The organism is Calothrix anomala FACHB-343 (assembly GCF_014696435.1).
Lineage (GTDB): Bacteria > Cyanobacteriota > Cyanobacteriia > Cyanobacteriales > Nostocaceae > Aulosira > Aulosira anomala_A.
This window is the reverse complement of the sequence record NZ_JACJQG010000076.1, coordinates 25,452-47,600: the sequence shown is the minus strand read 5'-3', so window position 1 is coordinate 47,600 and position 22,149 is coordinate 25,452. Positions and strand designations below refer to the sequence as shown.

Here is a 22,149-nt window from a genome sequence, read left to right as displayed (position 1 = left end):
GTTATTACCCGAAACTTCAGAAACCTTTATCTACCTTGCTATGATCCGTATTATGGTGAGGCGGCTAGCATAAAATTTGACCCCTAAAAACTTTTCAAACACCCTCTAATCTTCAAGATAAGATAGTTGACCAAGTTTTACTTCAGGCTGGTGGTGTTGGTTTAGGCGTTATAATCTCCATAGTAGGGGCACTTTTATTAGCTAATTGGATGGGTGTAAAGCCCGCCATTCAAGAATGGGTTAATAAACAAAAGATAGAATCAGAAACATTAAAGACTATCTCAGATACCTTGGCTGAATTATTAAAAGATAATCAGTTACATAATAATAGATGTACTGAAGAGAACGCTAAAATTATTAGCACTCTTGGATCTGTTGATAATAAAGTTGATGGGCTGAGAGAAGATATTAGATTCTTAGCTAGAGACTTCAGGGATAGAAGTACTCCCCCTAGCAATAGTTCGAGACACCTAGAGAATATTCATACCAGACCTATTAGGAATAAGCTAGATGAATCTCAGGAATTTACTGATAGATAAATATCCCTTAGAGCATCATGCATAGCTTTCAGTTCTATCTTATCTTTAGGTGCTAAATCATCTGAAGTATAAGCGTCTATTTTATAGAAAATTTTCTTTAAGTGGTAGGGCAGACTAATTACCATATCTAATCAATATTTGATATTTACACCCTACAGCTTAATTAATAAATTAACTTAATTAGTGGGCACGTTAGTTCTCACTCACCTTAGTTTGCAAGAACCAAGTGAGGTAGCATCTTTATATGCTTAGTTTATTTACAGCTTCTCAATATACAGAGTTCTATTTAGATAAAAAGAACTACCTGATTCCAATTTCATTCTATCTTTACGGAGAATATTATATTGAATATAAATATATTAATGCTCTAGACGTTATTACCTGCTTAGGTTATGTTTACCCTGATAGGCAATGGGAAGTAATTAAAACTATCTTAGGAAAGCGATTAGGGGTAATCGAATGTACCTTGACAGGAGAAATTATTGACGGCAATCAGTCAATTATATTAACAGAAGATTATCTAACGTATCCTCAGGTTGAGCTAGTAGTTGAGTCTACTACTAAGATTAGTAAGCGAGAGAAGAATAGATTATTAAACTTTATAAGAAATTCTATATAATGAAATATCCCCCATCTCTTGTTAGAGTGGGGGACTTTTATTTTGTCTATTTAATTGATTAAGCGACCTTTTTACCGTTTAGAGGAATTATATTCTTAGATGGTAGAGACGGTAGGGTTAATAATTTCTTAATTATATCCATCTCACAGAGAATATTGTCCACGAAATATTTATCTTTAGGATGGTATGCTTTAACTTTCTCTTTCAAGAATAAAGCCATCTTTTGTACAGTCCATATTTCTACTTCAGGGTACTCTTGAGCTTTCTCTAAAGCTGCTCCAGTGCCTCCAAATGGGGCTACAAGGTACATCTTAATCTCTTTAGTTGTGAATCTATCTTTTAATAATTGAACATATCTCTTGGCTTCTATAGCGTCTATTAAATCATAGTAATCAATAATATCTTTCTTTAATTCAAAGCAGTATATAATACTTCTTTTAGTTTTATGTGGCTGCACTCTAAATAAATCAAAGCGTCTAACTTCTGTTTTGCTATCAGAATAATCTTCAACGGGGAATTCAGAGGTTAGTTTAAATGGAGTGTATGAGGCTAAATAACTTAATGCTATTTGTAGGTCAGCTTCTTTCTTCCATCCAGAATTATATAGTAATTTTCTATCTACATTATCAATAGGTGGTAACTCTCTATCTACTCCTTTCTTAATAGCTTCAGCTCCTAGAGATTGGAAATCTTTAGCGGCCTCACTATTACCTTGTACTAGATATGCATAACCGTGAAGCCAATCACCTACCCAAAGGGAATTAATTCTCCCTAATGATTCACCAGTAACCTGGAAGTAATTATCCTTGAAATTTCTTAGCTCTTCACCTTCCAGTTTGAAAGCCTTACCAGCTAAGGATTCTGACGACCTCTGTAAAAGAGAGGTCGTGGATTCTGACGAGTTGTTTTCTACACTACCCGTCAAATTAGCCCAATTCTTTAAATAATCTTCTTTATCCAATCCCTTAGCTTCACTAAGTTGGCTCATAATAAAATAAGCCCCATTACCTTGGTTAGATGGAACCCACTTCAGATTATATTTATCAACCAGGTGCATTAACTCAGAAAGAGTTGATAGATTTGCTTCTGGTTCTCTAGATAAGATTGATTCTTTAATGTTTAACATTATATTTCTCTATATGAGATTTACAGTTTATAAGACTTGAATAAGTCTATTTACTCAAATATAGAGAAATATAAATAGCAAATAGTGGGCGCTTGGTTCTAAAGGTTTATTTAATTTATAACTTTAGGCTGTAGGATCTTCTACAATCATGTGGTAACCCCAGAAGAACAGTAATTCAATTGAACAGGCAAAGATAGCTCCTCCCCATTGTCCTTTACTTATCAACTCCCAACAAACTGACCCCCAAAAAGTAACCAGAAATAAGTAGATTGACAATCTAACTGGCTTGGGTATTATTAATAAAATTTTCTCTCCTAACCAAGCTAAAAGACACAAACCAACTACAAATAAAATTATAACTACCCTTCCTATTAAACCAGCCAATAAAGTCTCCATAAGCGCTTAAAAGTAGTTATTTAACGTTTATATTAATCCTAAATAATCAATTTTGTCGATGTCATCCTAAAAATTACGGTTATTATTGGATTATTGATATCAGAATAATCTGATTAGGCTATAGATAGCTCTGTCTAGTTATGAGGCAAATCTGCAAGAGCTACATCCTTTAAAAAATAAATAATAAGATTGACTTATATTAAATGTTCTGAGTTTATTGAGGTTAAATAGCTACTCAAATTACCTAAATAAATAATTATTTACAAAAGACCATAGTAAAGCAAATCATACAAAATAGTATTAAATGTTTAAGTCCATAATTATCTAGTGGGATTTGTCTAATTAAAAGATACCCACCTACCCATACAAAGATAAGAATAGGCCAATAGAACCAATCTTGGGGATTTTTAGAGTTAGACATATAACAGTATAAGTAGGGAATAATAGGCTATATCTGTCCTAACCTAGACTAAGAAATTATGTTAACCGCGTATTTACCTACTTAGCCATTTAATTAAATGAGTATTACTATGCTTTCTCTTAGGCGAATCTTATAAATTATTTTGTTAGACTAAGCTCGAATCTGGGTAATTTAAGCTTAGGTATCTCAGTAGGCTGATATAAATGAAACTTAATAAATTATCCCTAAATTCTAGATTACGAACCTTTATATATCAGCATGGCTACATAAGCAGCAGCATGAGGGGTATAACCCTTCGGTAAACACTAATACAAATGGGTGAATACCGTACCTGAATTACTGATGGGTAGAGTATATATTATGAGAAATCTGCTAACTGATTAGCCTCAATGCACATACTCAGTTCCAGATTGCTCATAGAAGATCTATCAGTAGATAATCGAGTGCAATTAGTTAGAGAATCCTCTGATTACTTACTGAAATTTGTATTATTTAGATATTTGATCATGAATACTAATCAAACGCCTCAAAGTTCAAGTGATTTAAATTACAGAAAGTTTATACAACTCTCCTCAGACAAAAAGTCTTCTTGTTTCATTAAATCTAAAGAATTGCCAGATGTAGATTTAAATATTGAAGGAGACGATAAAGAGAGTTTTACTAAAAATTATCAAGAGCTTTATACTTCAATACCGGGATCAAAGTCTTATACATTGAGAGAAATTCTGACAAAAGCCTTACCTAATAGTGAGGGAAAGTTTAAGCAATATGAGATTAAAACAGAACGGGTTAAAGAACTTGCCCGTTCAATTTTTATAGAACACCAATGGTTAATCATTGATATTGTAGTGGGAGTTTTAGAAAAAGAAATTTATTTGATTGGCGGTAGACATAGAATATTTGCTATTGCTCATGTATTCGCCCTCTTAGCTAAAAGTAAATCCAAGGATGAAGCGCAAATACAAAAATTATTTGATAATTATTTGGAGCAGTCAGTAAGAACCATTTATATAGATATAAAAAGGGATGATTATCTACTACCATTGTTGATTCAATATAATGATTCTAGGCGTATGAGAGGAGCAGAGATAGCCCACCTAGAAGCACAGAAATTTGGTGCTAATTCGGAAGGTATAACTTCTATATCTAAAGCATCACTGAATGCTGAGGATTATAATAAAACTATTAGAATTGTTGCTCAGAATTTTGCTAGGAGAGAACATTATACCACAAGGGAAACACGCCAGAGATATGGAGAGTACATAGGTAAATGGATTATCTTTGGAGTTAAACCAGGTGAAACATTAAAGAAAAATCTCCAACCTAAAGTAAAAGGAATTGAAGAATTAGATAAAACATTGGATAGAGCATGGAAGATATTCTTAGAGGAGACTAAGGCTGAGACCATGATATATCGAAAAGTATCTGAAATATCTAAGCGAATCATTGAAAGGTTAGAACAGGAGAATAATCAACATTCCAATGAAGAGAGTAAAGAACTTGTAGCTGCTAAATAAATTAAAAGGACTAATGCTGCTTAAATCAGGCGCACAGATAACTTCGATTGATTGCCTAGTGATTGTAGCTATTTCTTTAAATACCTAGACCTTCAGCCGATTTAAGTGCTAGAGTGGTATGAAATTGGTACGGAATTGAAATAAGCTTTTAAATTCTTGGCTAGGATCGCTGCTGGATGGGGCTAAAAGGCTTGCATAGAGCCACTTTGGGGTAGTGGAGGTCGTGGGTTCGAATCCCGCCGCTCCGATTATTAAAATCCCTAGCCTGCCTTCCTTTTCAGGATTCGGCAGGCTTTCCCATTTGAACCTTAACGCGAACCGTACCCATTTCGTACCAAACCGAATATAACACCCTTCATTCAGCTTGTAGGTGATGTTTTGCTAAGTTGTGTAACAAAACCGATCGCCCTTCGGGGGTTATTCTCTCTCCATTGGGGATAGATCTTACCAGCTGACAAAAAAGATATCAGGACACAATATTGTTGTGTCCCTACTAATTATCTGCAATTGGCTGTATTTTCACGCCATGAAAGTAAAGTTACTAGCAGTGAGGGTATTTGCGGTAATTCCGCGTAAGGAAGCTAACTCCGAATTTCCAATTTTCACTAAAGTATCACTACACTGTTGTATTAAATTTAGGTCATTGAATTGAGTTAATCCAAGACCACCAAGGCCAATGATGTCAATTCCTGGAGTAAAATCAGTAACAATGTTTTTACTAATTGGAATACTAGCATTAGCAATCCAAAATTGATCGCTACCAGCACCACCAGTTAGGCGATTACCACCGCCTTGTCCAGCAAATAAGATATCATCGCCATTACCACCTAGTAAGGTGTCATTGGTGTTAGCGAAAAGTGTGTCATCATCGGAACCACCATTAAGTCGGTTATTGTTACCGTTACTGGTGAGGATGTCGTTACCAGAACCACCGAAGAGGAATTGATGAGAACCTTCAATTACTTTCAGGGTATCAGAACCAGCACCCCCAGATAGACGATTGCTACCACTAGCTTCAACTACGGTGAGTTCATCGTTACCTGCATCACCATTAACAGTAGTATTTTTAGCAGGGCTATTCACACCCACAAAAACGCGATCGCTTCCATTACCTGTGGAGACTAAAGAGTCGCTACCAGCAAATACTGTGTCATCACCGTTACCGGTTTTAATATTATTGTCTTGGCTACCCTCGATAGTATCCGCACCGTTACTTGTGGATATAGTTTGACCAGGCTGGAGATTGTAGGTAGAACCTGGAATCTCTGATGTTTTGGCGGGATCTACTTCAAACTGGCTGACAATTTGCGGTTGACGGTTGGTAACTGCGCTGGGGTTAGCGGCTAATTCCTCACGGGTGTATGGTTCTATACCATAGGTGGTAACAGTTAGCTTTTGAGTTTGGGGGTCAATATTAAACTCAGTCCAGCCGTAAGTTTGAGTGGCGATGTAATCTCCTTGTAATAGTTTGGCGTTAATTAAGCCGTTGGCTTGGAGGAGATTGTTATTTAAGCCTACAGGATCGTAACCCAGAGGAGTTAAACCAGCGTTGATCGCCTGTTTGATGAAATCGTCTTTGTCATTGACTAGACTATCGGCATCATTGGCGACAGGCAGAGAATTGTATAAGGCTTTTTGGGCAGGGGTGAGAAAGTCTGCTAATGTGGGGCCTAACGGTGCATCGAAAGCTACGGAACCGGTGCTGATTTCAAAGGCACTGGTAGCAATTTGTGGTTGACCTGGCGCTAATTGGTAAGTGAGGTTGTTGACTACTGTACCGTGAATATCAGCCGTGACAAAAACAACATTACTGATGTTGTTATCGTTGATGAATTTAAGAATTTCCGTGCGTTCGGCGGCGTAACCTTCAAAGCGATCGCTTGCTGCCAGCACCCCTAAATTCTGAATTGGCTCTGGCACCATGATAAACTTCCAGGTGATGCCATTTTTCTGAGCTTGTTTGAGGTCGTGTTTGAGGTCTTTTAGTTGTTGCTTTCCTAATAAAGTGCGATCGCCTTGAAAAGACTTACTCAGAAAATCAGCAACTTGCGCCGGATCGTTGGGATTAGTAACATCTGGTAATTCTGGATCTCGGAAAGAACGGGCATCGAGAACGAAGGTGGCAGCATCACTGCCGTATGTATTATAACGGTAAAGTTTGCGTTCTCCATCAGTGCGGGCATCACCTGTTTGACCGTAGAAGCGATCGCGGATGGGGTTGTATTCTTGGAAGGCTTGCAGACCGTTTTCGTAGAGGGGCGAGTCGTTGACTAAGCCGGAAGTCGCACCGAATAAGGCTTGTTCGGCGGCGGAGGCGGTTGCTAAATTCTTACCGCCGGGGAAGTCGTTGACTACTTCATGGTCGTCAATGGTTGCCAAAATAGAGGTGGAAGCCCGTAAATCTTGCCAAGTATTTTTACCATAGCGATCGCTGTAGACTTCTGCTTGTTTGGCGCGGTAATCTTCTAAAGTTGTAGCTTGGGCTTTTTCTGTCCCGTCTGGGTTTCTCAGTCCCGGTGAAGGATAGTCTGCATAGATGGTATCGCCAAATTCAAAGAAGAATTTCAGATTCGCCTCATCTGCATTGCTAATAGCTGGATAGGGTGCTAATTCGCCGCGCCAGTCGCCAGAGACACCGAATTTTAACCCTGCTTTTGTACCAAGATTTGCAGCCGTACTAAATTTACCTGTGGCGGTTGCGCCTGCTGCATCGGTGACTCTGTAATAATACTGGGTTCCCGCTTGCAAACCACCAACATTAACTTTCACTGGCTGGTTGATATTGGTAACATTGATGGTTTTTGTGCCGGTGATCGCGCTAAAGTTGGCATCAGTGGAATATTCAAATTTTACTTTTCCGGGGAAGATACTCCGCGCCCACAGAACTGTAGAGTTGTGGGTGGTGTCACCGCTAGCGATTCCATTTACCGAGATGGGTGTAGCAGCGTTGGCGACTTGTTCACGGCTGGTTGGGGTTGCACTCCAATTACCATCGATGGGGGTAATTGTAATATTTCGCTCTAAGAATCTACCCCCTTCCGATGATAAATCCCCTGTGCCTGTATTGCTGGAAGCGCCTAAAGTTAAGCCAGGAACTCCCGGCTGAATTTCACCAACCTTTAAACCGAGGCTGCTAGCTTGGTCAAATTTGGTAACTGCTACCCCCGTAATTGTGCTGAATTTGGGTATATCCGGGTTATAAGCGGGGATATTGATATTTAAACCCACACCTTTGGGAAGTAAATCTGCGTTACTACCTTGAGTGGCTTGGAGTTGGTTAATTGCTTCAACAACCAGCCTCGCACCGATTTCATAGGCTTTTTCGGTGCTGGATTTGTCGCCTGTTTGTAATCCAGCAAGGTCAATTCCGGCGCTAACTGCGATCGCGGGAATACCATTTTGTAATGCAGTCACCGCCGCACTGATTGTACCAGAAGAAATGGCATCTAAACCGATGTTTTCACCTTCGTTAATCCCGGAAATGACCAAATCTGGTTTAGCAATTTTCTCTTTGTTGGGTAGAATGTAATCTAATCCCGCCCAAGTGGTAACAACCGGAGTACCATCGACATACCATTTGTTTTTGCTGGTATCAAATTCTGCAACTTCGGTATTCTGAAAGATTTTGTTGGTGTTGATGGAAGTACCTTTCCCGCTTTGTTGGTCTTTGGGTGCGACTAAGATAACATTGTGACCAGCAGCAGTTAAAGCTTTGTAGATGACATCAATACCTTTTGCTTGATAACCATCATCATTCACCAGCAAAATATTTAACGCCTTGCTAGCAGGTTTGATTTCATCCGTTAAACCAGGGACTTCTAAGTTAACAAGAGAACTCAGTGCTTGGCGTTTATCTGGAGTTGTACCCCAATCGCCATCAAAAGGAGTGACTGTCACCTTACCTGCTAAGAATTGTTCGCCTTCTGAGAATGGCTTTGGCTTAGTTCCCTTGGGTAAAGAATTTTGGGTATAAAGTATACCTTGACCTGTCCCAAAGTTAGATGGTAATTCCCCAAATTTGAAATCAAAACTACCTGCACTATCAAACTCTGTAAAGGCTATACCTTTAATTTTGTCAGTTGCGGGGATATTGACATTTAAACCGATGCCTTTTGGTAAGATAGCTGAATTATTGCCTTGTTTTGCTTGTAATTGGGCAATTAAATCGACAACATAATTAGCGCCAACATCGTAGGCTTTATCAGTACTGGGGTAACCTTTGCTACGTTCTGCTAGTTTAACACCCGCACTGACTGCGATCGCAGGTACACCGCGATTTAATGCAGATACAGCAGCACTCAGTGTCCCGGAAATAATCCCTTCTAAACCGAGATTTTCTCCTTCATTAATTCCAGAAATCACTAAATCTGGGGGATTATCTCTTAAGATATAATCGATTCCTGCCCAGGTAGTAACAACAGGTTTACCATCCACATACCATTTATTTGGTTCATAATTGACAACCTCCAAAGGTCTACCAAATTTATCAGTATCCAGGGCTGTACCTTGACCGCTTTGTTGTTGCTTTGGTGCAACTAATGTGACTTTATGACCAGCTGCAACTAATTTATTGTAGAGAACATTGATACCCTTCGCCTGATAACCATCATCATTTACTAAGAGGATGTTTAGGGATGTTTTGGGTTTAGTAACTGCGATGTTATTTGGTAATTCTAAAATTCCCAATCTTTCCGCAGGAGTTTTCCCGGTAACGTTGAAATCGTTATCATTAATTAATGCCAGAGTGTTGGGTGCGACTAATGCTAAACCCTCTAATTTTTCCACCCCGGTGTAACCCAACTGTGCAGCATTAGCTATTAAGTTTTTGCTGACAGGGGTAATTTTTGCTGTAGCTAATTCCGCCGGAGTTAGTTGTTCAATAGTTTTACCAGATGGTAAGCTAAATTTAGCAGGATTATTGATATTGGTCGCGCCTTTTAAATCAATTTGGAAGATTAATTTATTCCCCGCCGACGTTCCATTATCATCACGTTCGACAACTGCGAATTTACCTTTACCTAGAGAAACTGCATCGCCAATTTTATCAGTCGCGGGTAAACCTTCGAGAAGATATAAATATTCGCCTGTCACCTGTTTGCTGATGATATCAAATTCTAAAATTCTCAGGTTGCGAGAGGCTTTAGAAGTTCCGTCATTGGCGACATCAGGGTTATCAATTGGACTTTGAATAAAGGCGTAGAGTTTAGAACCTTCTAAAGCCACGGCTTCAAATCCGCGATTGTTGCGACGTTGGGCGTAAACTGCTGGTAATATTTCAGTTCCAAAAGTACCTGCACTTTGATCGGGATTAGGTGCAATTGCAGTACCTTTGGGGATAAATCTATCAAGTAATTTACCTTTACTATCAAAATGATAAATTGCTGGGCGGTATTCATCCACCATCCAATAATCACCATTTTCCGCCACGACAATTCCTTCTAAATCTGCACCTAATGGATCGTTAGGTAGAGGTTTATTATCTAAATCAACGCCAATTTCATCGGTATAAGCTGTACCATTCGCCCCAGCTTGTAGATTTGGTAATCCGGTTAATGGAGTTTTACCATCTTGACGGAATAACCCGGTGCGTTTGGTAATTGTAATTTCGCCTGTGGTGCGGTTGAGTTCAAAATTAACGATTTCTGGTTGGAAGCTGGGTAAATAAAATGGTCGATTTGCACCAACAGAATCGCCATTAGGGCCTCTATCTGTATGGGTAACAAATCGCAGATTACCATTAGGTGCAATTCCTTGGAAATACAACCCCGAAAAACCACCCAAGAAAATATCTTCACCTTTGGAAGTTGTGCCTAATTTGGGTAGGTTTTTAAAGTCATATATAGTGAGTTTAGGTTGTGCAACAGGATTACGGGGATTGTAACTAGTGGTGTCAATTTTTAAAGGTGTGGGTAAAGCGTTAGCGATATTTTCCCAAGGTACTAACTTAAAGTTAGAATTGATATTTTCAAACTCCCCATCATCTTCGACTAATTTAGCTGGTTCATTAGAACCATCTTGAGTTACAAATAAACCATAAGGAAAATTAGGGCCAAGGGGTACGTTAACAACATCCGCACCATCTGATTCTTGAACGCTATCAATTGCGCCATTGCTACCAATTGCAAAGTTACCCAAATAATCATTATTGCCTTCACGGGTGTAAGCAACAAAAGTATTATCACCTTGGCTAGATGCTAATAAATAGCCTGTACCATTTTTACCGTAGTAAATAGTCAATCCTTCCACATCATCGGTGAGGTGACTACCACCCAAGCCTTTAACTTTATCAATTAACTTACCGGTTGTACCGCCGTTAGGTTCAGCTGAGAATTTCCAAATACCGACATCTTCTTGACCGATGTAGAGAAAACCAGTTTCTTGGTCTACAACCATTCCCTCTGTCTGTGCTGAACGTTCAGAGTCGGAGGGTGAAGGAATGGTAAACTCTCGTACTCGTTCCGCGCCAATTTTACCATTACCTTTGTCAATTAGTTTAAACTGGGCGATATCTCCAGTTTCCCGACGACTGGTAAAGACGTAGTAATCATTGGTAATCGGACTGCGATATAAAGCTAATCCGTAGGAACTGCGAGAAGATGAGGAATAAGGCGCAAGAAAAGGTGGTGCTTGGAAAATTGTTCCAATGCTGCTATCAGTGATATTTTCCAGGTACTTACCGGGAGTCGTGGGATTGGGATTTATCTTGAATATTGCTAGTTTATCGTTACCGCGATCGCTCGCCACAGCAATATCTATTTTTTCATTACCTAATTTAAAACCATATTGCAAATCAATGTTGTTGTAGCGAATTCCCCCCGGATTCACTTCTTGCAATAGTTTACCAGACAAGTCATACACCCGCAGTCCGGCATTTTTCACCGAGGTAAGAACTAAGCTATCAGCCGCGTTATTAGCATTAATATAGATAGCAGGGTCATCAGCATCCGCACGCTGGTCTGTTGGTAATGTCTCATCGTCAAATAAATCCGGACGAGTTTCGACTTTTGGCGCTGCGGTAGGTACTAAATCTGCATCTAAAGTCAAAATTTGCGTAAATTGGGCTGGATTAAAGTTATTATCACTCACCAAGACGATAGATTGCCGCCCATCCGCTAATTTCGCACCGAAAGCTATACCCTCGATATTATCTGTACCATTCGGCAAATCTAGGTCATTTAAATTCAAGACTAGCCGTTTTTGCGCTGGTTGAATAGCCGCTAATTGAGTTTCGCTGAAATCTTTGAGTGAGTCGATACTGCTAATATCAGTTGCACCTTGCAGAGTAATTTCGTAAATTTTAATCGTATTCCCGACACCCTGCGCAAAAGAACGTTCTACAGCTAGTAATGTCCCGCGATTATCAATCGCTAATAAATCCACCAAGCCGTTATCACTAAATCCTGTTGCTGGGTTGGGGGTGACAGATGCATCTGTAATATAAAGATATTCTTTTTCAGGCTGTCCCGTTACCAAATTGTATTGCAAAATCCGCGATCGGCTACCGGTTGTAGTGGTAACCCTTGATCCATCTTGAAATAAAGCGTTTTCTGTGGCGGTAAATAGGGTTTTTTGATCAGGTGTAATTGTCAGACTTTCAAACGCCAAATTATTATATACACCTGCTTTTTGGGTATCGCCAGCATCTACTACACTGTTACCGTTAGTGTCCTCAACTACTGGTAAAAATTTAGTGGGGACAGGTAAACTGCGGACTTCTTGCCCCGTAGTGAGAGAAAATTCTTTAATAAAGGGATTAGTCACCCTACCCGCACCAGGATTTACCTCACCCTCGGAAGAGATGAAAACTGTACCATTGTTAGTTAACGCAATCCCTTCAGGGTCAAGACTATTAATAGAGAAGAAATTGCCGTTAGCATCTTTGAGGGGTGTAACATCGGTAAAAATTACCCCATCTGTGGCGATTTTCTCAGGGTCGGTAGTAAAAGTATAAAACCGGGCGGGTGCAAATTGAGAGCGATCGTCAGCGATCGCATAAAACTGGTTTTTAGCTGCATCATAGGCGACACCAGACAACCCACCCAAAGGCGCTTGTACACCATTTACTATCCCCGCTACACCAGGAGGAATAAAGCCTGTAGGTAATATAGTTTGTCCCAAAAATCCGACATCGGGAATCGTTTTCCCTGCTGTGGTTGCGCCCACTTCCACATCTGCATATACTAAACGATGGTCGGAACTGGGGAAGGGAAAAGTACCTACCAAAGGAAAATTTGGGTCAGTATTTACAGGCCAGAATACTGCGGAATTGCTTACAGTCAAATCAGCCGAAGGTAATACATAGTCAGTCCGTAGATTACCGGGTGCAGTATCCGCAAAGTCTGCGGTATCAAAATTAGCATTACCCCGTTGATTTAGGTTTGCACCACCTTGTAAAGTCGCTTGTTGCGATGCGCCCAGACTGCTAGGAATGACATTAGTATTTATGCCAGGATTTTGTAATAATTGGCGAATAGCATTGTCGTAACTATCACCGTCTACAGGGTCGGCATTTTGGTCACCCATAATCACAAAGCTAGAACCAGCAGCAATCCCGCCTTTTTTACCTGCATCATCATAGATGTAATCACCTTTACCAGGTGTGATATAATCTGCCCAAAAGCGAATCTCATCATGATTGCGTTTACCGTTGCGGTCTTCGCTTCCATCAAAGGTTGGTGGTGTGGGATGACTCAAAAGAACATGAATTGTCTCACCGTTAATTTTAATTGGTACATCCCAATGACTTTTAGAAGAAAGGCGTAAAGCGTTTTGTTCTTCTGAAGAATACCAAGGAGTATTAGAATTAGGAATTGAAATTGTAGAAAGTAAAGAATCTGGCATATCCTTCCACAGAAAATTTTGGAAGGTGCGAATATTAGCAGTATCAATAGGATGTTTGGAAAGTAACAACATCCCAAACTGACCAGGAAAATTACCAAATCCAAAAGCATCATCGCCGTATCCAGATGCGCCTGGGGTAGTGACAATTTTACCGTCATTATTTAAATCAAATCCCGAAGCAATTCCTGTATTTGAAGGTGCGATATAAAAGTAGGGATAATTAACAGTATTTGCACCGTTTTGACTCACAGCCAGGTAATTTTGCTGGAATAATTTAACCGCCTGTTGAGGATTTGCTGAAAAGTAATCGAACTCATTGATTAATAATATATCAGGATTGCTACGCTGGATAATTTCGGCAACAGCTTTCGCCTGATTATTATTAGGTGTAGATAAATCAGTAATTAACTGACCATCAGCATTCCGGTTTAGGGAAGCATTGAATTGCGAAAAGCGAATTGTTTTTGTGGTTACCATATGTTAGTACTGAGGTGAATTATAGATTGAGAGAATAGGAGAGGTTATTTAAAGCGATAAATTATCAATTTTTAAGTTTGTTATTGGCTGAGTAAATATATGAATTAGTCTCACGCAGAGGCGCAGAGAATTAGAGGCTTGATTTTATCCTCATCCTCAGTCATATCTATATAATTAATATCTATTTCAGTAGTTCAAGTTATCGTGGTAACGTTAAGAAATCGCTAGCGTAAGGTTAAAGGATTAGAATTATCAGGATTCGCTAATTTAAATTTAAGTATTAAGCTGTTATGTAGAATACTATGCAGTTATTAGCCGTATAAAAATACTTATTTTGTAAATAAATAAAAATCTCTTATTTCACCGTAAATTTATTTAATTCAATATCAATATTTCCTGAATTAAGGCATCATATAACTTATAAAAATGTTATAGTAAGTAACTTGTAAGGGCAAGGTAACCCCACCCTTACAAATGCGATCGCATAATTTTTGAAATATACGCAGGGTTAATAAAAAGCTCGTTGGATAAACCAAAATAAGCCCATAGCGACAACACAACCAGATAACAAGCGTCGCAGATTTAATTCCCAAGGATATTTTTGGATAGTACGCAACACCAAAAATGCGAGAGAAACGATCGCAATTTGTCCCAATTCTACGCCAATATTAAAACTAGCCAGGGATACAGCCAAATTAGACTGACTCAGATGAATTTCTTTGAGAACTCCAGCAAAACCCAGCCCGTGAATGAGTCTAAAGATAAATGTCAGCAACCAACGTCCACGTATATCTTTACGCCAAAAATTTTCTGCGGCTACATAGACTATTGTGAGTGCGATCGCACTTTCAACAAAGCGCACTGGTAAACTGACAATATTCAATACTGCTAACGACAAAGTAACGGAATGAGAAATAGTAAAAGCTGTGACTACTTTTAGCAGGTAACGCCAACCACCGCCTAACATTAATAAACTTATCAAAAATAAAACATGGTCATATCCTGTGATAATATGTTCTATACCTAGCAAGATAAAACTGCCGATTTGTTGCCATATAGAAGCGTCAATTAACGCAAATTCCTGCTGTTCGGGAGTAAATACCAAATTGCGAGTTTTTCCACTTTGAATTACAGTAGCTAAACACCGGGCGGTGGGGACATTGGGTAAAAATAAATCGTAGTTGATAGTGAGTGCGCTAACTGGTTGTGACCAAGTGTAAGTTAGTTCTAGGGTAGTGTGAGTATTAGTATTACTCTGGATATTCGCTGGTAAGTTATTGGTGGGTGTAACAGCGATTTTACCAGATCCGCCTTGATTATCGATCAGCCGAATGCGATCGCCTAAAAATTTCTCTAGTTTTGTTTGATGGTTGGTAACTTCATTAGTGGAGAGTTTTCCATCCTGGTTATCGTCAGAGTCTGCTACTAAGCCTGTAGGAAATGTCAAAATAATTCCGGTTTTTGTCGGTTCTACTGTTATCTCAGCCACCGCTAAATCTGCCCAATGTGCTTGACTTGGAGTAGAAAAACCAATTGTTAGTAATAATGCTCCGATAAAGGAGATGAGATAAATTTGATATCTAGTGAAAAAGTTGTATTTGGTTCATGGGTTTAACGCAGAGGTACGGGAAGGGAAACGCAGAGGGGCGCAAAGGGTTTTTATTTGCGTCCTCTGTGCTGTTGATTGAGGGAGGTAATGGTTAAATTTGGGGAGTTTTGGAGTACTGTCTTAATTAGGTAAAGCTAGATAGGGAAATTGCTGTTCTAATGGTTTGTGTCCTTGAGATGGGTTACCTGGAGTACCTTCGTAGGAGACGTTATCTGTAGTTACGGCTCCGTTGGTGAGAACGCTGAGGGTAATATCAATGACATCGTCGGTGATTTTACCCGGTGATGGGGCTACCTTTAGCATTGAGGGCGTTACCGTAACCGCTAGGGACGGTGGTATCTATACGCATGACATCGGGAAGGAAGGCACCAATGAGAGCATTAGCGCGTTGGTCATTATTACCGAGGGCTTTGAGTGTCTTTTTAGCTTCTGCACCTACGGGTTTAGCGGCAGAACTTAAATCTGCTGAGGGAGGAATACTATTAAATGCGTTGAGAAAGTCGTTGGTGACTTTGCAGACGCTGGTATAGTTGCTGACCGAAAATTGGCTTTACGAGATGATCGCGATCGCCATATATTAATAATGTTGGCGGTAAGTTAGATTTTACATAGTTTATAGGGGATGCTAATTTATACTGGGTTTCTACCTCCTCAGGAGAACCACCTAAAAAGGCTGTTAAAACAGCTTTGGTATTAATAGGGTCAGGTGATGGTGGTTCTTTATAGCCTTGTAACAAATTTGTCGGGCCATAGTAATTAATTACTGCGCGAATTGGGGTAGTATTTGGCTGATATGCGGCTAATAATGCTAAATGCGCTCCTGCAGACCAGCCAATAACTGCAATGCGGCTAGAATCTATTTCGTAATTAGCTGCCTGTTGCAATATAAAATTCAATGCAGCTTGTACATCTTGAATTTGTGCGGGGTAGCGATATTGGGGTGCGTGGCGATAGTCAATAGCCACCACTGTATACCCTTGTGCTGCCATATATTGGTTGAATGTGGCTTTTTGCGCTGGTTCACCGCTACGCCATGCGCCACCATAAATAGTGACAATCGCTGGATGCTTACCAGTAGTTAGAGGCTGATAAATTTCTATATTTAGGGGAGTTCCATCAGCAGCAGCAAAATTTTGTTGATGATGGCGAACTTTGGGTTTTGCTAATCCTGTAAATAAATCAGCTAGCACAAAGGGATGGCGGCGCATTTTGGCTTGTAAATCAGCCGGAATTTGCAGATTACTCAATAAAGGTTGCATTTGCGCCTCTGCTTGTTGAATTGTGCTAGGTAGCTGTAATAAAGGCAGACTACTGAGTAAAATTCCGCTTAAACTAAAGCCAATTGCAATCCGAGCGAGTAAAAGCTGTTTTTTAGCAGTAAATGAGAGCAATAAAGCAATTAAGTTGCCAATTAACAATATAGGGCTGATTTCTGGACTACCCACAGCTAGAGGTAGCAAGGTAAAGTTAGGAGCTGGAACGATAATCCAGCTACTTAAAAATAGTCCGAGTAAACTGAGAATTAGCCCTAAACGCGATCGCATATTCTCGCCTGCTTTCTTGGTCAAATCAAGTATCAGCCTTAACTCTGCAATTGTGCCAGCATCGCCGCCGGATTCCAATAAGCCCGCATTGATTGAATTTTACCCTCACTGTTGAACTCAAATAAATCAATTCCCTCAAAAGTCACAGCCTGACCATTTTGACCGATACCTCGACCAATCCATTTAACAGCCGCTTCATTACCATTGATAGAAATAAAATCTTCATAGAGTTCCACCTTGGTAAACAAAGCTGCTACCCCTTGAAAAAATTCCCGTAGTTGACTATGGCCTTGTAATGCTGGCGCACCTACAGGATCGTAGCTGACAGTATCTTCGGCAAAACAGACAACCATACCCTCAGCTTTATCATCAGAACGACTAGCCGCAAAGTATTGCTGAATCACAGCTTGGATAGTTTCTGGAGAAAGAGTAACTTGCACTGACATAATTGATTAATATTTAAATCATCTAAATAGGAATACGTTGTCTTTCCCTATTTGGATTTCAAACTGGTAAAAAAATAATCTCACACTGGGATTAACTATCATGGGTTGCTAGGGAATCTGACCACCATCAACGTCTCACAACCAATGAGACTCAGTACTAGTAATGCTAGAGACTGATACTGACAGGGTTAGTTCAGCAGTAAAATTATTCCTTTATGCTGGCTTTATTTACAACACTTTTCGTTAAAATAAATATATATAGGACTTACGCAATAACTCTTCCAAACCCTCTTTACTTCGTGTTCTTTGCGTACTACCCTGCGGGAAGCCGCTCCGCGTCTACGCGGTTCGTTTTTTCATGATTTTGCTTAAGTCTTATATATATTAAACGTACATAACTCATCGAATTGAGCAATTAATACACCTTTATAAAACTGGATCATTTTGATTTTTTCTCATTATCAAAAAACTTAATTTAGCCGCAAAGGTAAAAATCAATTTTGCTGTTTATTACTCGTATACGTTTGATTTTTGATTATGAAATCGAGAATGCATAAAGGTGTTTCTTTAATCCTTGGTTTAGGTACTGCTTGTACTATTGGCTTGAGTTCTCTTGAACCAGCCAGTGCACTTCCTTGGCAACAGCTAATATTTAATGGCGTGCAGTTGTTACAACTGTCCAACATTTCTCCACAGCAAACAGTCGCCCTGGGACAAAATATTCATCAACAGGTAAAACAAAATTACCGACTGGATTCTAATTCTAAAACCAACGCTTATGTTAATCGCGTTGGTCAACGTTTAGCTAAAGCTAGTAATTGCTCTCAAATTCCTTTTCGCTTTTATGTAGTTCGCGACTCTAGTATTAATGCTTTTGCAACTACAGGTGGCTATGTCTACGTTCACACTGGGCTATTAAATGCGGTGGATAATGAAGACCAACTAGCATCTGTTATCGGTCACGAAATAGCCCATATTTGCAACAATGACTTAATTAATAAGTTAAAACAAACACAACTGGCGCAAGGTGCTGCTTCCCTAGCAGGTTTAGATCAAAGTGCTGTCACCGCTATAGCTTATCAGCTAGCTGTAGACTTACCTAATAGCCGCGAAGCAGAATTTAATGCAGATGATAAGGGATTGCAGTATATGCGCCGGGCTGGGTATAATCCCAAGGCTATGCCTGCATTTTTGCGCAAATTAGTTCGTCAATCTTCTGCACCATCATTTTTGAGTAGCCATCCAGCAACCCAAGAACGGATTTCGGTGATTGAAAGAAAAATTGCTAATGGTCGATAATTGAGGATAATTCTAGAGAATTTTGCTAATTAGCGATCGCACTTTCAACTATCTTTGATTGTGAAGCTAGTGCGATCGCTTTCATAAATCAAATTATAGCCTTCCGTAATTTCCCTCAGCCAGATTTGCGAGACATATTATATACTCATTGGCTTGGGTAATACCCCTGAGTCAAGAGGTCAATATATAATGACTAGCAAACAGTTCGCGATCGGCACAGTTGCATTATTTATTACTATTGGCATTATCCATTATCTTGGCTCTGCTAAAGTAACAGCCGCCTGTCCCAGTCCCCTATTAGATGGCGACTTTGAAGAACAAATTAGCCCCACAGTCAGCAGTCCTTGGGTTGCTGAAGGTAACATAACTGTTGATTTAGCAGCAGGAAATAGCAATTCCGGCAAAAATAATATTTCCATGCGCAATTTTACTGGCTGGAATAGTATTAGTCAGCGCATTAAATTACAGCCGAATACTGAATATGAATTAAAAGCCTACGTGCGCACATCCGAAAATATCACAGATGGTTCCTTTGGCCTGCGAGATGCCCATCAGAAACAATTTGTAGAAATCAAATTTGGCAGATTACCTCAATATCTACCCTTAACCCTCCGATTCGTCACCGGTAGTGAATCTGATTACAACATCGTCACCGGATTCTGGGCTTTAAGTCAAGATAGCTGGGTTCAGGTAGATAACTATACTCTCACAGGTGGAATTTGCAAGCAGGAGCAACAGGGTATTGGGGGACAAGGGAGATGAGATGAAAATTGTAGAGACGCGATTAATCGCGTCTCTGCCCAATGCCCAATGCCCAATGCCCAATGCCCAACGCCCAATGCCCAATGCCCCACTATCAAACTTTCCCCGCCAAATTAATCAACTGTTTAAAATTGACTAAATAAATAATATTATTAATATCGTCAATTTCTATCCAGCCTTTTTCATCCAGCTTGTCCATAATTTTGCTGGTTTCCTCAACACTAATTTCTGTGACTTCTGCTAAATCTTTAACGGGAATATTAAAAATTTCTCGTCCTTTTTCAGATTTTTGTCCATAGTTTTCACCTAAACTTACTAAAGTTTGGGCTAGTTTAACTGCTGGTGGTGAAGAGCGCATTTGCAAGCGGAGGTTGATTTGTCGCACTCGTCGCACCATGAGTTGTAACATGCGATGATGCAAATGCGGGTCTTTAAATAAGATTTGAATAAAACGTTCGCGAGAAACACTCAGCAATTTTACAGGCGAAAGAGCAATTACATCAGTTGAACGCGGAGATTCATCTAAAACTGCCATTTCTCCAAAAAAATCACCGCGACCTAAAATAGCTAGAGCGACGGAATTATCTCCGGATGTGCGCCGGACTTTTACCCAACCAGAAACCACGAAGTAAACCGCGTTTCCCCAAGCATCTTCCATTAAAACGGCTCTTTCTGCTGGGTATTCGTGTTCAATTGCAACGTTTAACAGCCATTCTAAAGTTTGGGGATTGGCTGTACTTAGTAAGGGGAAAAGTTCACTAAAAACCTCAGTATGCATGAAATATCTGTAAAAAATAGATTTAGGAGGAGAACATTAGAGCGGATATGATAATTTTTCACACAGCAATCAGCTACTGAATACGGTAAAAATACGATGAGAAATTTATTGAAAATAATTAGGTGTTTATCCTATTTTTTTAATCCAACAAGACATGGAAACTTAAAATCTCAGTTTTAATCTGAGGATTCTTGATGAAAAATTGAGGCATGAAAAATTAGTATTTAGGTCTAATATTCTAGTACAACATAACAATTATGCAGGCAATCGAAATCAGCGTTTTTACTGACAAATTAAAATGTTAATTACTCTTTTTAACTATTTTCTAGGCAGATGAGTATCTGCTGCTAGAATATTGAGTTGTTTATCTAAATTTTCTACTATTTTAGTAATGGCAGCTATAGCTTTTAATTGCTCAGATTGACTGGTATTGTTAATTAGCAAGCGTTTTTCTAGTTCGTGTAACTTAAAGCTGAGTTTTTGCGCCATGACCAAGGTATCGCGGCTGAGGCGACTTAACTGTTGCTGTTGATAAAATTTTAACGCTGCTCCCCGCAATACTTGTAATGTTGCTTCTTCACCATAAATTCCCGGCATCAGTCGTAAGCGTAACAATAAATTGTCATTTCTATATTTACATTCCTTCTCTACCTGTTTTGCTTCTGAAAGCGCGATCAAGGGTACACCAGCAAATTTCTTGAACTCATTAATAATGCTCTGGAAAACATCAAGAGACAGATTTTCGACTACTGATTGTAAAATTCCGTTATCGCTCCAGAGTATTCTCCCTTGATCGTACTGTCTTTCCAAATACAAGCGACCAATTCCCCCGCGCAAGACTCTGGCTAATAATTGTTCTAGTAATTTTCTTGGTGGTAGGTGAGTGAGTAGTTCTAGGGGTCTGGATATCTCTGAGGTTTGTAATGGTGAGATACTGAGGTGATTTGGCGCGATCATCTCTGTAGTCTTTTTATATTCACTCTCTTGTGGCTTAGTTGTGCTAGGTTGAGACACAGGAGGGCGATTTTCTTTTACAGGTAAATCTACTTTGTGCAAAGAAGCAGGGGGAATTTCTACTTCTGTCTCAATGTAGGTAGTGGCATAGGTATTAATTTGCTCTGTTGGCTCTATTGGGGGAACAGCGTTGTTATTAGCATTGGAGTTAGCTTGTGGCTGCTGTGGTTGAGGATTTAGGGAAGATGTATTTTTGTAGCTGAGGTAGTTTGAAAGGGTAGATTGGTGAATCTCCTTAGGAATTGTCAGACTCACCATTGTCAACTTCATATAAGAAAAAATTCGGTTAACGTAATCTAATGCTTCTGTGTCTTCTACATTCACCATACCCAGTATGAGTTGATTGCCTTTTAACTCTAAGGGTAAAATTTGGTGATATAGGCAAACTTCTAAGGACAATAAATTATCTATTAACGAAAATATCCGATCGCGATCGCTCAGTAACTGGTCAATATTAGTGAATTTTATTTCGCCTGTAATTGGCGTGTTCGCTTTGTTATCAGTAAAATTGCCTTCTGAAGACAACATAAGATGTATTTAATACTTTTTTATTTGCTTATCCTTCTATTGTGCGTCTTAGTTAGGTTTTAGTAAATAAAGATGCTTTATAAATGTTAGCACTAGTTAAATTAACGACAAATTTTTAGTGAAAATGAGAATATACAAATTAATTTTTTGTAAAGTAGATAGGGATGTCGTCTTAGTTAAATCTGGGATTGTGGATTGGGGATAAATCCCAAATCCAAAATCTACCACTCAAC

At 39.3% G+C, this 22,149-nt stretch carries 14 protein-coding genes and 1 tRNA gene; 6 read left to right on the top strand and 9 right to left on the bottom strand.

The features are described 5' to 3' along the window. Window positions 1-209 precede the first annotated feature (209 nt). A complete protein-coding gene (locus tag H6G08_RS30935) occupies window positions 210-539 on the top strand; it encodes a hypothetical protein (RefSeq protein ID WP_190550163.1) in 330 nt (109 codons plus the stop codon). A gap of 244 nt (window positions 540-783) precedes the next feature. After that, window positions 784-1,158: a hypothetical protein gene (locus tag H6G08_RS30930; protein WP_190550161.1), complete on the top strand. Its 375-nt coding sequence runs from the start codon at window positions 784-786 to the stop codon at window positions 1,156-1,158. A gap of 58 nt (window positions 1,159-1,216) precedes the next feature. On the opposite strand, the gene H6G08_RS30925 is transcribed toward H6G08_RS30930, so the two are convergent. Next, window positions 1,217-2,284, bottom strand: coding sequence for a hypothetical protein (locus tag H6G08_RS30925; RefSeq protein ID WP_190550158.1), 1,068 nt, complete (start codon window positions 2,282-2,284; stop codon window positions 1,217-1,219). A gap of 123 nt (window positions 2,285-2,407) precedes the next feature. Further along, on the bottom strand, window positions 2,408-2,680 hold the full coding sequence (locus H6G08_RS30920; RefSeq protein WP_190550156.1) for a hypothetical protein: 273 nt from the start codon (window positions 2,678-2,680) through the stop codon (window positions 2,408-2,410). A gap of 927 nt (window positions 2,681-3,607) precedes the next feature. Here H6G08_RS30920 and H6G08_RS30915 point away from each other — a divergent pair. After that, entirely contained in the window at window positions 3,608-4,618 is a 1,011-nt protein-coding gene (locus H6G08_RS30915; protein WP_190550154.1) for a hypothetical protein, read from the top strand. 178 nt (window positions 4,619-4,796) lie between these two features. Beyond that, window positions 4,797-4,865, top strand: a tRNA-Ser gene (locus tag H6G08_RS30910). A gap of 272 nt (window positions 4,866-5,137) precedes the next feature. Here H6G08_RS30910 and surE read toward each other — a convergent pair. The 5 genes from surE to H6G08_RS30885 form a co-directional block, all read right to left on the bottom strand. Then, the gene (gene surE / locus H6G08_RS37810; protein ID WP_190550152.1) at window positions 5,138-13,936 is read right to left on the bottom strand and encodes a 5'/3'-nucleotidase SurE; all 8,799 of its coding nucleotides are present in this window, start codon (window positions 13,934-13,936) and stop codon (window positions 5,138-5,140) included. A 508-nt stretch (window positions 13,937-14,444) separates the two neighbouring features. Further along, window positions 14,445-15,425, bottom strand: coding sequence for a HupE/UreJ family protein (locus H6G08_RS38585; protein WP_190550145.1), 981 nt, complete (start codon window positions 15,423-15,425; stop codon window positions 14,445-14,447). A gap of 240 nt (window positions 15,426-15,665) precedes the next feature. Continuing rightward, window positions 15,666-15,848, bottom strand: a complete 183-nt coding sequence (locus tag H6G08_RS37090; protein WP_199322807.1) for a DUF4331 family protein — start codon at window positions 15,846-15,848, stop codon at window positions 15,666-15,668. Between the two features lie 179 nt (window positions 15,849-16,027). Further along, the gene (locus tag H6G08_RS30890) at window positions 16,028-17,113 is read right to left on the bottom strand and encodes an alpha/beta hydrolase (protein ID WP_190550143.1); all 1,086 of its coding nucleotides are present in this window, start codon (window positions 17,111-17,113) and stop codon (window positions 16,028-16,030) included. A 14-nt stretch (window positions 17,114-17,127) separates the two neighbouring features. Next, window positions 17,128-17,535: a nuclear transport factor 2 family protein gene (locus H6G08_RS30885; RefSeq protein ID WP_190550141.1), complete on the bottom strand. Its 408-nt coding sequence runs from the start codon at window positions 17,533-17,535 to the stop codon at window positions 17,128-17,130. Window positions 17,536-18,072: 537 nt separating this feature from the next. Here H6G08_RS30885 and H6G08_RS30880 point away from each other — a divergent pair. Together H6G08_RS30880 and H6G08_RS30875 are read left to right on the top strand one after the other, a co-directional pair. Further along, window positions 18,073-18,834 (top strand): M48 family metallopeptidase, encoded by a 762-nt coding sequence (locus tag H6G08_RS30880; RefSeq protein WP_190550139.1) that lies wholly within the window; start codon window positions 18,073-18,075, stop codon window positions 18,832-18,834. 189 nt (window positions 18,835-19,023) lie between these two features. Then, window positions 19,024-19,596: a carbohydrate binding domain-containing protein gene (locus tag H6G08_RS30875; protein WP_190550137.1), complete on the top strand. Its 573-nt coding sequence runs from the start codon at window positions 19,024-19,026 to the stop codon at window positions 19,594-19,596. A gap of 94 nt (window positions 19,597-19,690) precedes the next feature. On the opposite strand, the gene H6G08_RS30870 is transcribed toward H6G08_RS30875, so the two are convergent. Together H6G08_RS30870 and H6G08_RS30865 are read right to left on the bottom strand one after the other, a co-directional pair. After that, window positions 19,691-20,374, bottom strand: coding sequence for a Crp/Fnr family transcriptional regulator (locus H6G08_RS30870; protein WP_190550135.1), 684 nt, complete (start codon window positions 20,372-20,374; stop codon window positions 19,691-19,693). A gap of 318 nt (window positions 20,375-20,692) precedes the next feature. Next, complete coding sequence (locus H6G08_RS30865) at window positions 20,693-21,916, bottom strand: GspE/PulE/PilB domain-containing protein (RefSeq protein ID WP_190550132.1); 1,224 nt, start codon at window positions 21,914-21,916, stop codon at window positions 20,693-20,695. Window positions 21,917-22,149: the final 233 nt, after the last annotated feature.

Bases quoted from the DNA above. Each gene is read 5' to 3' on its own strand.
- H6G08_RS30935 (WP_190550163.1), top strand. From the start codon at position 210: ATGGGTGTAAAGCCCGCCATTCAAGAATGGGTTAATAAACAAAAGATA.
- H6G08_RS30930 (WP_190550161.1), top strand. From the start codon at position 784: ATGCTTAGTTTATTTACAGCTTCTCAATATACAGAGTTCTATTTAGAT.
- H6G08_RS30925 (WP_190550158.1), bottom strand. From the start codon at position 2,284: ATGTTAAACATTAAAGAATCAATCTTATCTAGAGAACCAGAAGCAAAT.
- H6G08_RS30920 (WP_190550156.1), bottom strand. From the start codon at position 2,680: ATGGAGACTTTATTGGCTGGTTTAATAGGAAGGGTAGTTATAATTTTA.
- H6G08_RS30915 (WP_190550154.1), top strand. From the start codon at position 3,608: ATGAATACTAATCAAACGCCTCAAAGTTCAAGTGATTTAAATTACAGA.
- surE (WP_190550152.1), bottom strand. From the start codon at position 13,936: ATGGTAACCACAAAAACAATTCGCTTTTCGCAATTCAATGCTTCCCTA.
- H6G08_RS37090 (WP_199322807.1), bottom strand. From the start codon at position 15,848: ATGCTAAAGGTAGCCCCATCACCGGGTAAAATCACCGACGATGTCATT.
- H6G08_RS30885 (WP_190550141.1), bottom strand. From the start codon at position 17,535: ATGTCAGTGCAAGTTACTCTTTCTCCAGAAACTATCCAAGCTGTGATT.
- H6G08_RS30880 (WP_190550139.1), top strand. From the start codon at position 18,073: ATGAAATCGAGAATGCATAAAGGTGTTTCTTTAATCCTTGGTTTAGGT.
- H6G08_RS30875 (WP_190550137.1), top strand. From the start codon at position 19,024: ATGACTAGCAAACAGTTCGCGATCGGCACAGTTGCATTATTTATTACT.
- H6G08_RS30870 (WP_190550135.1), bottom strand. From the start codon at position 20,374: ATGCATACTGAGGTTTTTAGTGAACTTTTCCCCTTACTAAGTACAGCC.
- H6G08_RS30865 (WP_190550132.1), bottom strand. From the start codon at position 21,916: ATGTTGTCTTCAGAAGGCAATTTTACTGATAACAAAGCGAACACGCCA.